This window comes from Actinosynnema sp. ALI-1.44, assembly GCF_001984155.1.
GTDB lineage: Bacteria > Actinomycetota > Actinomycetes > Mycobacteriales > Pseudonocardiaceae > Kibdelosporangium.
The window spans coordinates 1-12,179 of sequence record NZ_MTQO01000027.1; the positions used below are offsets into that span (position 1 = coordinate 1).

General features: G+C 70.0%; 9 protein-coding genes. 5 read left to right on the forward strand and 4 right to left on the reverse strand.

Going from position 1 to position 12,179, the window contains the following annotated elements:
• A partial coding sequence (gene ligD / locus ALI144C_RS03380; RefSeq protein WP_237773948.1) for a non-homologous end-joining DNA ligase occupies positions 1-901 on the forward strand: 901 nt, incomplete at its 5' end.
• 347 nt (positions 902-1,248) lie between these two features.
• On the opposite strand, the gene ALI144C_RS03385 is transcribed toward ligD (ALI144C_RS03380), so the two are convergent.
• Positions 1,249-1,449 carry a hypothetical protein gene (locus tag ALI144C_RS03385; RefSeq protein ID WP_076985515.1) on the reverse strand — a complete coding sequence of 67 codons (201 nt, stop codon included), beginning with the start codon at positions 1,447-1,449 and terminating at the stop codon, positions 1,249-1,251.
• Positions 1,450-1,533: 84 nt separating this feature from the next.
• Between ALI144C_RS03385 and ligD (ALI144C_RS55260) the strand changes: the two genes are divergently transcribed.
• Entirely contained in the window at positions 1,534-1,776 is a 243-nt protein-coding gene (gene ligD / locus ALI144C_RS55260; protein WP_076985516.1) for a non-homologous end-joining DNA ligase LigD, read from the forward strand.
• A 90-nt stretch (positions 1,777-1,866) separates the two neighbouring features.
• Complete coding sequence (locus ALI144C_RS55265) at positions 1,867-2,172, forward strand: hypothetical protein (RefSeq protein WP_076985517.1); 306 nt, start codon at positions 1,867-1,869, stop codon at positions 2,170-2,172.
• Between the two features lie 25 nt (positions 2,173-2,197).
• Here ALI144C_RS55265 and ALI144C_RS03400 read toward each other — a convergent pair whose 3' ends face one another.
• Together ALI144C_RS03400 and ALI144C_RS03405 are read right to left on the reverse strand one after the other, a co-directional pair.
• A complete protein-coding gene (locus ALI144C_RS03400) occupies positions 2,198-2,815 on the reverse strand; it encodes a TetR/AcrR family transcriptional regulator (protein WP_237773949.1) in 618 nt (205 codons plus the stop codon).
• On the reverse strand, positions 2,802-4,328 hold the full coding sequence (locus ALI144C_RS03405; protein ID WP_237773950.1) for an AMP-binding protein: 1,527 nt from the start codon (positions 4,326-4,328) through the stop codon (positions 2,802-2,804). The genes ALI144C_RS03400 and ALI144C_RS03405 overlap by 14 nt, the downstream gene beginning before the upstream one ends.
• A gap of 238 nt (positions 4,329-4,566) precedes the next feature.
• Here ALI144C_RS03405 and ALI144C_RS03410 point away from each other — a divergent pair, with 238 nt between their 5' ends.
• Both ALI144C_RS03410 and ALI144C_RS03415 read left to right on the forward strand, forming a co-directional pair.
• Complete coding sequence (locus ALI144C_RS03410) at positions 4,567-4,767, forward strand: hypothetical protein (RefSeq protein ID WP_076985519.1); 201 nt, start codon at positions 4,567-4,569, stop codon at positions 4,765-4,767.
• A gap of 155 nt (positions 4,768-4,922) precedes the next feature.
• A complete protein-coding gene (locus ALI144C_RS03415; protein WP_076985520.1) occupies positions 4,923-6,593 on the forward strand; it encodes an ATP-binding response regulator in 1,671 nt (556 codons plus the stop codon).
• Between the two features lie 93 nt (positions 6,594-6,686).
• On the opposite strand, the gene ALI144C_RS03420 is transcribed toward ALI144C_RS03415, so the two are convergent.
• Entirely contained in the window at positions 6,687-12,143 is a 5,457-nt protein-coding gene (locus tag ALI144C_RS03420; RefSeq protein ID WP_076985521.1) for an ATP-binding protein, read from the reverse strand.
• Between the last annotated feature and the right edge of the window lie 36 nt (positions 12,144-12,179).

The window sequence follows — 12,179 nt, forward strand, 5'->3', positions numbered from 1 at the left end:
CGTGGTGCAAGCAGGGGCCCGGCGGCTTACCCTGTCCAATCTGGACAAGCTGATGTACCCGGCGACCGGGTTCACCAAGAGCGCGGTCATCCGTTACTACACCCTGATCGCCCCAGCACTGCTCCCGCACGTGGCGGGTAGGCCGATCACGACTATCAGGTTCCCGGACGGTGTTGAGGGGCAGCGGTTCTTCGAGAAGAACGCGCCACGCGGCGCACCCGACTGGCTACCCACCGCCCGCCTGCCCAGCAGTGGGTCACGCGGCAGTGGCGACGTGATCGAGTATCCGCTTTACGACGAACTGGCCGCGCTGGTCTGGGCTGCGAACCTCGCCGCGCTGGAACTTCACGTACCACAGTGGACAGTAGGAGCCAATGGGCAACGGCGGATGCCTGACCGGCTCGTATTCGACCTCGACCCCGGGCCGGGCGCGTCGATTGTCGAGTGCGCGCGGGTGGCCGAGCGGCTCTACGACGTCCTCGTCGACGACGGTCTGACGCCGGTGGCCAAAACCAGCGGCTCCAAGGGAATGCAGGTTTACGCCAGCGTGCGCACCCGCACACCGGACCGCACGTCGACCTACGCGAAAGCCATCGCGCAGCGGTTCGCCCGCGAGACGCCGGACCTGGTCACCGCGAAGATGACCAAGTCCCTGCGCCAGGGGAAGGTGTTCATCGACTGGTCGCAGAACAACCCAGCCAAGACCACCATCGCGCCCTATTCGCTACGCGGCCGTGACCATCCCACCGTGTCGACCCCGGTCGCCTGGGACGAGGTCCGCGACTGCACCCGGCCAGCCGATCTCGTGTTCACCGCCGACCAAGTCATCGACCGGGTCACCGAACACGGTGACCTGTTCGCCGTGCTCACCACGACCCACGCCACACTCCCACAGCGGTAACACCCGCCCGGCAGGTGCGTGTCGTGTACCCGCCCGGGCGCATCACCGTCCGGTAGCGGGGCCGGGGTCGGTGATATGACAGGGATGCCAAGACTTACTGGCAAGGACTTCCGTACGGTCGGCCGCATTCACCAAAGTTCGGGTTTGCGGACCTGGAAGTTTCTCTGCACTCGTCAAGCGAGCGGCTGTGAATCCGTCGGATCTTGCTGGCTGAGCGTGACCGCCTTCGCGGCCGACCTCCCGACCACCGTCAACCAGATCCTGGCGGCGATGAGACACCTGACGAAGACCCCGTCCACTTGAAGCGAGTGGCTCCGTGGCGTTCGACCACCTGGCGGGAACGCAGGTCATCGCGGCGCCGCGATGACGGGTACGCCGAGGTCGACCGGCGCGACGCGGGCGAGGCGTTCGGTCTCCTCCCGTTTCTGCCTCAGGTAGGTGAGGGTGAGGTCGATGCCCTCGATCTCACCGCGCCATGCCTCATCCAACCGATGCTCGTCGTGGCCCCCCGACCAGGAACTCGGGTACCGCTCCGACGAAGTGCCCATCGGCGGTACGGCAGCCGGTGAGCTGGGCGGTCAACCTCGCCGCACTCGCGCTCCACGTGCCACAGTGGACGATCACAGTGGACGGTGTGCGCGGCACGCCCGGTCGGCTGGTGGTCGATCTCGATCCCGGTGCAGGCGACCATCTCGCCGTACTCGTTGCGCGGCCGGGCCGAACCGACCGCGGCGGCCCCGCTGACCCGGGACGAAGTCGACGGGTCCGAGGGCGAGAACGATCTTGTGTTCACCGCGGGGGACGTCGTCGAGCGCGCGGGCCGGTTCGGCGATATCCTCGCCGGGCGGTCGGAAACCAGGGCCCGTCCACCCTGACGAATCACGACACGCCGACCGGCCAGCGAAGCCTCGGCGACACACCGCGAAAAGTCGAATGTATGTTCGACCAGGGCTACGATCGATTCCATGACGATGCCTGTGACCAGCACCAACAGCCCCGCGACACCACACGGCCCCGCTCGCTACCGAACCACCGCTCACGGCATCCAAGTCGTCATCCCCACCCGCTGCCCGAACGGCGTGCACCGGCTCACCACCACCACGTGCCGCATCTACGAAACCGAGAACACGCTGCACGTCACGTGCCTGGCGTGCGCGGAAGCGGCGAACTCCGAGCACACGTGGTCGTTGTCGACCCAGGGCCGGGCCGCGCTGTCCGCTGAGTTCGACGACCAGCCGTACCTGGATCTGCTGCGCCCCCGATCGTCCTGACGAAACCCGGAGGTGGCGGGGATCGTCATGCCGGTCCCCGCCCCGCCGCGCCGAGCACCCGGCCGAGCATCCGGTCGACCAGTTCGTCGGCGAAGTCCTCGGTGAGCGGTCCCATCGCGAACAGCGAGCGCACGTAGACCGGCGCCAGTATCTGGTCGACGAGGTACGCCACGTCAGGCGCCTGCTCGCCGCGTGCCCGAGCACGCTCGAGCATCGTCCGCAGTTGACGGCTCCGCTCGGCGAGGAACTGGTCCCTCGCCCGCGCTCCCGCCTCCCCCGCCGCGCCCAGTGCGATCACCAGCCCCAGCACAGCGGGACCTTGTGGACCGTTGGCCTCCCGCACGACGTTCGCGGCGTACGTGCGCAGGTCGCCGACAAGCGTGCCCGTGTCAGGCACGGGGCAACACGTGGTCAGCCAAGTGATCACGACATCCGCCGTCAGCTCCTCAAGACCTCCCCAGCGCCGGTAGACGCTGGTGTCCGCGACACCGGCACGCGCGGCAACCTCGGCGACGGTGAACTTGCCGTAGCCGCGTTCCGCCGCCAGCTGCGTGACCGCTTCGTGCACCGCAGCACGGACACGGGCACTGCGTCCGCCCGGCCGCCGTGTCACCGTGTCCGCACCGGGTTCATCTCTGTCCACGTTGGACCAGCCTGCGGCGCATCTTGCCGCTCTCGGTGCGGGGCAGCTCGGCGACGACCTCGATCCGCCGCGGCACCTTGAACCGCGCCAGCCCGTCCCGGCAGAACTCGGTCAACCGGTCGGGCAGTGTTTCGTCGCCGAACTCCACGGGCTGGACGTACGCCACGACGCGCTGGCCCCATTCGTCGTCCGGTTCGCCGACCACGGCGGCGTCGGCGACGCCCGGGTGCGCCAGCAGCCGCGCCTCCACCTCGGCCGGGTAGATGTTCACGCCGCCGGAGATGATCAGGTCCGTCCGCCGGTCACGCAGGAACAGCCGCCCGGACTCGTCGAGGCAGCCGAGGTCGCCGACCGTGACGAACTCGTCGACCCGGGCGGCGGCCGTCTTCTCCTCGTCCCCCACGTATTCGAAGCTCGGAACCGCCAGGCTGTGGTAGATCGTGCCGACGTCACCCGACGGCACGTCCCGGTGGTCGTCGTCGAGGATCCGCAGCTGGACGCCGGGCATGGCCGTGCCGACCGTGCCGGGGGCGGCGAGCCATTCCGCCGAGCTGGTCCCCGTCACCAGGCCGCTTTCGGTGGCGCCGTAGTACTCGAACACGACGGGCCCGAGCCAGTCGATCATGTCCTGCTTGACGTGCGGCGGGCACGGTGCGGCGCCGTGCACCACGCTGACGAGACTCGACAGGTCGTAGCGGCGGCGGACCTCCGGCGGGAGCCGCAGCATCCGGTGGAACATCGTCGGGACGAGGTGCGTGGTGGTCACGCGGTGGCGTTCGACGAGCCGCAGCACCTCCTCGGCGTCGAAGTGGTCCATCATCAGCACGGTCTGCCCCAGGCTGAGGCCGCGCATGGCGAAGCCACCCGGCCCGGCGTGGTAGATCGGGCAGGCGACCAGGTGCACACCGGGACCGGGCAGGTAGCCCAGGCGCGCCGACGTCGCGATGGCGTTCGGGTCCATCGGCCGTGGCGGCCCGTCCGGCAGGCCGCGGCGGACCGCCTTGGGACGGCCGCTGGTACCGGACGTGTAGATCATCAAGCCACCGGCGGGCCGGTCGACCGGCTCGTCGTCGGCGAGGCCCGCGCCCAGCTCCTGGTAGTCGCGCCAGCCGTCGACCGGGTCGAACGCGAACCGCCGCCGCTCGGATATCCCCAGCTCGTCGAGCATGCCGGTGGTGGCGGCCGCGATGTCGGGCTCGGCGATCACCACGACGGGACGGCTGTCGGTGGCGAAGTGCCGGAACTCCTCGGCGGACGATCGCCGGTTGACCGGGACGAAGTAGAGCCCGGACTGCGCGGTGGCGGTCGTGAGCTCGAGGAAGGCGGGCCGGTTGCCCACCAGGCACAGCACGCGCGCACCCCGCCGCGCGCCGAGCTCGGCCAGCGCACGGCTGATCTGGTTCGCCCGGCGGATCAGGTCGCCGTAGGTCGTCTCCTTGCCGGACGCGTCGATCACGGCCGCCCGGTCGGGGTGGCGCCGCGCCTGGTCGAAGACCGACAGGGGCGTGTCCACATCCGCCTCCCTAAAGCAGCTAACGACTGCGTTAAGTCGACCATACGATCACTCGTGCACCACCGCAAGGCGCTACGTTGATTGCGGCGAGTGGCACACGCCCGTCCCCCTCGGCACAGTGAACGAGTCATGGTGTGACAGGGAAAGCACTCCTGCGACAACTCCCCCCGGGACACGGCCGCCGCGTGCGTGTCGCGACAGCCCGCGAAGGTCGTGAACGCTGTCGCCAGGAGGAACCATGTGGTCGCTGCCGCCCCTCGATCCGGATGGCGCCGGAGGAAGAACCGCACCCTGGTGGAAGGGACTGCGTGCCGCGCTCAGCGTGCTGGGCGCGATCGCGGCGGTCCGCGGAAACCACGAGGCCCTTGCCGAGGTGGCAAGGGCTCTCATCGCGGTAGGTGACGCGATCGTCGACGCTGGCAGGCCCAGGCGATCGTGACACCCGGCCCGGCTGCCTCGGCAGTCGGGCCGTACCGGTCCAGGAAACAACGCCGTGTGGCCGTCTGCCAAACCGCGCTCACCGACCAGCTTCGAAAAGCGCGGCACGAAACCCGTTTCGTGCGCATACCCTGACTCCCGGGGAGGTGTTGACCCGTGCCCGACTGTCCCGAATGCGGCAAACCGCTGCCCGAACCGCCCGGCGCGGGCCGTCCCCGGCAGTTCTGCTCCACCACGTGCAGGTCGGCCGCGCGCCGGACACGGGAACGGGAACGCAAGGCAGCCGAGTCGGCGCGGTCGCGACGCTGCGCGGCTGCTTTCGCCGGACGCCAGTGCGAACGGGACGCCGTCGTCACCATCACCCTGGACGGCGGGGAAAGCCGCGTCTGCCCCGAATGCCGCGACACCACCGTGTCGTTCCTCGTCCAGCAGGGCGTCCCGGCCGGGTCGATCGAGGTCTCGGCCGCCGAGGAGCGGCCGACGGCCGTCGCCGCGGCGGTTGCCCCGCGCAGGAAACCCACCAGGGTGGTGTTGATCGAGGACAACCCCGGAGTCGGCCACGCCGTCAGCACCGCGTTGGCCAGGAACGGTTACCACGTCGAGTGGAAGGAGACCGGCCGCGCCGGGATGACGGCTGCGTACCTGACCAAGCCGGACGTGATCCTGCTCGACCTCGGCCTGCCGGACATCGACGGCATCGAACTGCTGCGGCAGTTGCGCCTGGTCAGCGACGTCCCGGTGATCGTGGTGTCGGCCCGCGGCGAGATCAACGACCGCACACGCGGCCTGAACATCGGCGCGGACGACTACCTCGTGAAGCCCTACAGCCTGGCCGAACTGTGCGCCAGGATCGACAGGACGCAGGACACCCGGGGCCCGGCGAAGTGGGCGCCGGAGGTCTACGACGACGGCCTGCTGCGGCTGGACTCGGCGCGGCTGGAAGCGCGTGTGGCCGACGACCCGCTCGACCTGACGCCGTTGGAGTTCCGGTTGCTGGAGACGCTCGCCCGGCAGGCGGGCAGAGTGCAGCCGATCGCCACCTTGCTGGTGAAGGCGTGGCACGACGGCAGCGGGAAGGCCGACGACCGGGTCAAGTTCGCGGTGTCCCGGCTGCGCGGGAAACTGGCGGGAACGGCGCTGGGCAGCGAGGCGATCGTGTCGGTGCGGGGCGTCGGCTACCTGTACCAGGGGCCGGAAACCGCGGACGACCGCGTCTCGGTGCTGGAAGACCGTGAGCGGATCGCCCGGGACTTGCACGACGTCGTGATCCAGCGGCTGTTCGCGATCGGCCTCGGCTTGCAAGGGCTGACGCGCCGGGCGCCTTCGATCTCGGACGCGCTGTCGTCGTACGCCAACGACCTCGACACCACCATCCGCGAGATCCGGCAGACGGTGTTCCAGTTGCAACAGCGCAACGGGTCAGAAGGCCTGCGGGAGAAGCTGGTGCGCCAGGTGGGCAGGACCGAGAACATCCTCGGCTTCGCCCCGAAACTCGAGTTCTACGGACCGCTCGACACCGACGTTCCCCGCGACGTCGAACACGACCTGCTCGCCGCACTGGGCGAAGCGCTGTCCAACGTAGCCAGACATGCCCGGGCGCGGAACGTCATCGTCGCGGTGTGGGCCAATCGCAAGGGGCGGGAACTCGTCCTGCACGTCGGTGACGACGGGGTCGGCCTACCGGAGGACGTCGTTCGCCACAGCGGCCTCGACAACCTCGAGACGAGGGCGCGTCGGTGGGGCGGCCGATTCGCCGTGCGGCGCAGCCCAGGCGGTGGAACAACACTGACCTGGACCGTGCCGCTGGTTGCCGAACACCAGGTGTAGCCGAACTATTCGGTTCGAACGAGTCGTTGACGGCCTTGTCGGCGTGCTTGCCCGGCCAAGGCCGTCAACGACTCCCTCTTCAGTCCCGGAGGATCAGTCGCGGTGTGACTGGATCGCTTCGATGATCCGCGGCCGCAGTTCCGAGGCACGGATGACCGCGTCGACCGAACCGACCTCGACGGCGCGCTGGATGTCGTGCACGCGGTCGAACTCAGCGGCCACCTCGCCGAGTTTCTCGGTCCGGACCGACGAACGCAGTTCCTCCAGTTCGGCGGTCAGCGCAGCGCGGGCGGCACCGGAGGCAGCGGCGACGCGTGCTTCCAGGTCCCGTACGCGCAGGTCGGCCGCCGTGCGGGCGTTGACGTCACCGGCGAACACCACCGCCGCGGCCGGGGCGCCGCCGAGCACCGAGGCGAACGAGCCCTCCAGTGCCAGCACCGTCATGTTCGGGTTCAGCTTCTTCGAGAACACCACGAACGCACCGCCGTGGTACCGCGAGATCACGCAGAACACGATGGGGCCGCGGAAGTTCACGATCGCCCGGCCGATCTCGGCGCCGTACTCCAGCTGCAGCTTGCGCATGGACTCCGGGGAACCGTCGAAGCCCGACAGGTTCGCCAGCACCACCAACGGCCGGTTGCCGCTGGCCGCGTTGATCGCCCGCGCTGCCTTCTTCGACGACCGCGGGAACAGCGTGCCCGCGGTGTAGGCGTCCGGGCCGTCGGTCGGGGGGAAGCCGCGGCGCGGCACCGACCGGGACTCGATGCCCAGCAGGCACACCGGGATCCCACCGAGGTGGACGTCCTGCACGGCCGCGGTGTCCGCGTCCGCCATGCCCGCCCAGCGTTCCAGCACCGGGTGGTCCTGGTCGGACAGTGCGCGCATCACCGTGCGGATGTCGAACGGCTTCTTGCGGTCCGGGTTGAACTCCGCCGAGAAGATCTGGCCGACCGTGGTGAAGTCGCTGCCTTCGACGGTGTGCGGGAAGTCGGTGATGTCCCGGTCGACCGGGTCGTTGGTCTTCGCCCGGCGTGGCGCGGACTCGCCCGGCGCGATGTACGTGTGCTCGTAGTACGACATCAGCACGTCGCGCGCGGCGGTCAGGTTCGGCGCCCAGTACTGCGCCTGGCCGTTCGGGCCCATCACGCGGTCGTAGCCGCCGATACCGAAGTTGTCCTCGGCCGACACGCCACCGGAGAAGTCCAGTGCCTGCTTGCCGGTCAGCACCATCGCGGAGTCCGGCGTCATCACCAGGATGCCCTTGGTGTGCATGAGCATCGTGGCCTCGGCGTTCCAGTACGGCTGCGCGCCGACGTTGATGCCGACGACCACGATGTTGATCTCGCCGCCGTCCTGGGTGAACTCGACGATCCGCTTGAGCGCCGCGGCGACCCAGTCCATGTTCTCCGTACCGGACTGCATGGAGATGCGGGCGCCGGAGGACAGCGTGTACCACTCCAACGGCACCTGCATCCGCTCGGCCAGGTCGAGCGCGGCGATCACGCGACGGCACTCGGGCTCGGACAACGCGCCCAGCGACTTCGTCGGGTCACCCAACAGCACCACGCGGGTGACGCCGTCGGGGTGGCGCCTGGTCTTCGTGGTGACCACACCGGCGACCATCGCCGCGGTGTTGCGCCCCTTCGGGCGGTCGACCGGAACCAGCGCGTGGTTGTCGTCGAGGTCGTACTCGGTGAACGCGCCGAGCCTGTCGGTCAGCTCGTAGGGGTACACGGTGTTGCGGCTGGCGGCGCGCAGCACCTTCAGGCGGTAGTCGTCGAGTGGCTCGATCACGTCGTCCGACGGGTAGCCGACCTTGAGTTCCGTGCCGCCGGTGGCGTCGAACGTCAGCCGCACAGCGACTTTCGTCAGGTCACCGGTCGACTTGTCGCGCTGCCGCGCGATGAACTCGATCTCCTCGAGCCCCGCGCCCGCCGTGGTCGGCAGCACGCGCTTGACGATCATCTCCAGCTCTTCGCGGGTGATGTCGCTCGGCGGCCAGACGTACACCACGACACGGTTGGTGTTGAACCGCGTCTTGGACGACTGCCGTGCCCGCGCGCGGCGGATCGAGTCGAGGCACGCGGCGATGGCGTCCTCGGCCGTGGGCAACGCGACGAGCCTGCCGTCCTGCTCACGCAACTCGGTCAGGTCACGCACCTGCGTGAACGCCGTGAGGCGTTCGTCGGACTGGTTTCCCCGTGCCACGCAACGGAAGAGGTAGACCTCCTCGTCCGACGACGGCAGCCGGGTCAGGTCGAACTTGGTCAGCCGCTCCATCTGCATCCGCTGCGCGATGTACGGGTGCAGCCCGCGGATCAGCCGCTCCTCGGCCATTCCGGTGGTCGACGGGCGGAACGTGACGTGGTGGTGCATGACCGCGCCGCCACGGCCCGCGACGGTCGCGGTGAGCCTGCGGACCTGGTCGGGCAACGGATGCGCGCTGACGACCTCGTGCAGCGCGGCGACCATCGCGTCCGAGTCCGCCGGCTGCTTCTCCCACGCCAGGTAGATGTCCGCGTCGATGGCGTCCTCGCTGACCGTCAGCTCCGCGAGTCCGTCGAGCGCGTTGCCGAGGGCGTCGAAGCTGACCGCGGCGGACACGACACACGAGTCCGCGCGTTCGGCGACCACGAACGTGCAGTCCGCGACCCGGCTGGTGCGGACGCTCTTGAGGCCCTTGTTGCCGTAGTAGCGGCGGGTCAGGACTTCGAGCATGACCGCGTTGTCCAGGGTGTCCCGGACGAGCCGCTGGCCGAGCAACCGCACCAACGGCTCGGTGCTGCGGACCATCTCGGCGATGCGCTCGGAGCGGTCCGACGCGGCCGGGTTCGCGTCCAGGTGACGCAGGTGCTTGCGGATGTCGGCGTACACGCGGGCCCGGTTGCGGCGGAACAGCGGCTGGCCGAACCACGCGAACACCACGCCGCGGGCGAGGTCGGACACGATCGGGAACCGGACCTGGGTCGCGGCGACGAGCCGCTCCAACGCCAGGCCGACGGGCTCGCGCAGGGTCTCGTCCGGCGGAGCCTCCTGCAGCCACGAGCGCAGCAGGGTCGTGATGATCAGGACGTCGGCGGACACACGCTGCTGGGCGAGGAAGATCCGGAACACCGCGGCTTCGAGTTCCGGCGAGCGCTCCAGCTCCGTCACGCCGTAGTGGCCGAGTGCCTTGGCGAGCTTGGCCTGGAACGACTCCGGCAGCCCGGCCCGCTCGACGTCGAGGCTTTGCAGGTAGGTGTGGAAGTACTCGCGGGCGCTGTGGACGTTGCTTTCCTCGGCCGTGTCGCCGCTGGGCCGGTTACGGCTCAGCTCGGCGAGGTCGGCGAACACGTCGATGAGCTCGAGTTCCTCGGCCAACGGCCGGTCACCGTGCTCGGCGACCGCGCGCCGGGCGCCGAGGTAGTCGTCGAGCACCCGCCGCTCGTCGTGCGGGTCGACGTCGAAGCCCAGCAGCAGGCTGCGCAGGTCTTCCTGGCCGCGGGCGACTCGCCGCGCCGCCGGGACCGCGTCCGGTGCGGCGGGCAGGTCCAGCTCGACCGCCTCGGTGCCCGCGGTCTCCTCGGCCCCGTCGTCGGCCAGCGGTTCCAGCCGCAGCAGCGGCGCGCCGGTCGCGACCTGGCTGCCGACGGTCACGGCGCATTCCTTCAGCCGTGCTTTGAAGGGCGCGCGCAGCACCGTCTCCATCTTCATGCTCTCCAGGACGAGCACGGGCGCGCCCGCCTCGACCTCGGCGCCGACTTCCAGCGGCGTGGCGACGACCAGCGCGGGCGCGGGCGAACGCACGACGCCACCTTCGTCACGGCTGACGCGGTGGGTGACGCCGTCGACTTCCACCAGGTGGATCGGGCCGTGGGTGGCCGTCAGGACCCGGTAGCGGGTGCCGTCGACGACGATGCGGCCGGTGTGCCGGTCGAAGCGTTCGAGCTCCACGTCCGCGGCGCGGACGTCCTCGCCCGCTTCGACGCCGACGCGGAACCGGTCGGCCCCGACCCTGGCCACGCGCACGCGGTAGCCGACGCCGCGGAGTTTCAGGTCCAGCGGTCGGCCGCTTTGGTGCTGCACCTGGGGGCGCCCGCCGAACGCGGTGGACAGCAGCCGCTGCCGCTCGGCTCGTTCCTCGTCCTCGTAGGCCTCGATCGCGGCGGCGATCAGCGCGACGGCGGAGTGCCGGTGCGACACGAGCCTGCCTTCGCCGCGGACGCGGTCGATCCAGCCGGTGTCCGCGCTGGCGTCGATCACCTCGGGCTGGTCGAGCAGGTCGAGCACGAAGCTCTTGTTGGTCGCGCCGCCGTCGATGATGACCGTGGTCTCGGTCATCGCGCGGCGCAGCCTGGCAAGCGCCTCGTCGCGGTCACGGCCGTAGGCGATGATCTTGGCGATCATCGAGTCGAAGTCGGCGGGGATGGTGTCGCCTTCGCTGACACCGGTGTCCACGCGGATGCCCGGGCCTGCCGGGAGGTCCAGCCGGGCGATCCGGCCGGGCGACGGCGCGAAGTCGCGGTCGGGGTCCTCGGCGTTGAGCCGCGCCTCGATGGCGTGCCCGCGCTCGACCGGCGGCAGTCCTTCGAGCTTCCCGCCGGACGCCACGTGCAGCTGGGCCCTGACCAGGTCGACCCCGGTCGTCGCCTCGGTGATCGGGTGCTCGACCTGTAGCCGCGTGTTGACTTCGAGGAACGCGAACAGCTGGTCGCCGGGGTGGTAGAGGAACTCGACGGTCGCGGCGCCGCGGTAGCCGACCTTGATGGCCAGCCGTTCGGCGGACGACTTGAGCTCGGCCGTCTGCTCCGGGCTGAGCACGGGCGACGCCGACTCCTCGATGACCTTCTGGTTGCGCCGCTGCACCGAGCAGTCACGCACACCCAGCGCCCAGGCCGTGCCCTGGCCGTCCGCGATCACCTGGACCTCGACGTGCCGCGCGCCTGTGACGAGGCGCTCGAGGAACACGACGCCGCTGCCGAACGCACGCGCCGCTTCCTGGCTGGTGCGTTCGTAGGCGTCGACGAGCTCAGCCTCGCTGGTGATCACGCGGATGCCACGGCCGCCACCACCGGCGGTCGCCTTGAGCATCAGCGGGTAGCCGACCTCGGCCGCCGAGGCTTTGGCCGCTTCCAGCGTCTCCACCGCGCCGCGGCTCCACGGCGCGACCGGCACGCCGACCTCCTCGGCGATCAGCTTCGCGCCGATCTTGTCGCCGAGTTGGCGCATGGCGTCGGCACCCGGGCCGACGAAGGTGACCCCGATCCGGTCGCAGAGCTCGGCGAACGCCGGGTCCTCCGCGACGAAGCCCCAGCCGACCCACGCGGCGTCGGCTTTTGTCTCGACCAACGCGCGCTCGAGCACCTTCAGGTCGAGGTACGGACGCGACGCTGCCGGGCCGAGGTCGTATGCGACGTCGGCTTCGCGGACGAACGTGGCCGTGCGATCGACATCGGTGTACAGCGCGATGGTCTCGATCGGTGTCGCGGATTCCGCGGCCAGGTCCCGGACTGCGTGGATGAGCCGCATGGCGGCCTCTCCACGGTTGACAATGGCGACACGACTGAACACCCGACCAAGCCCTCCTAGTTCTGTGCGCGCTTCCCA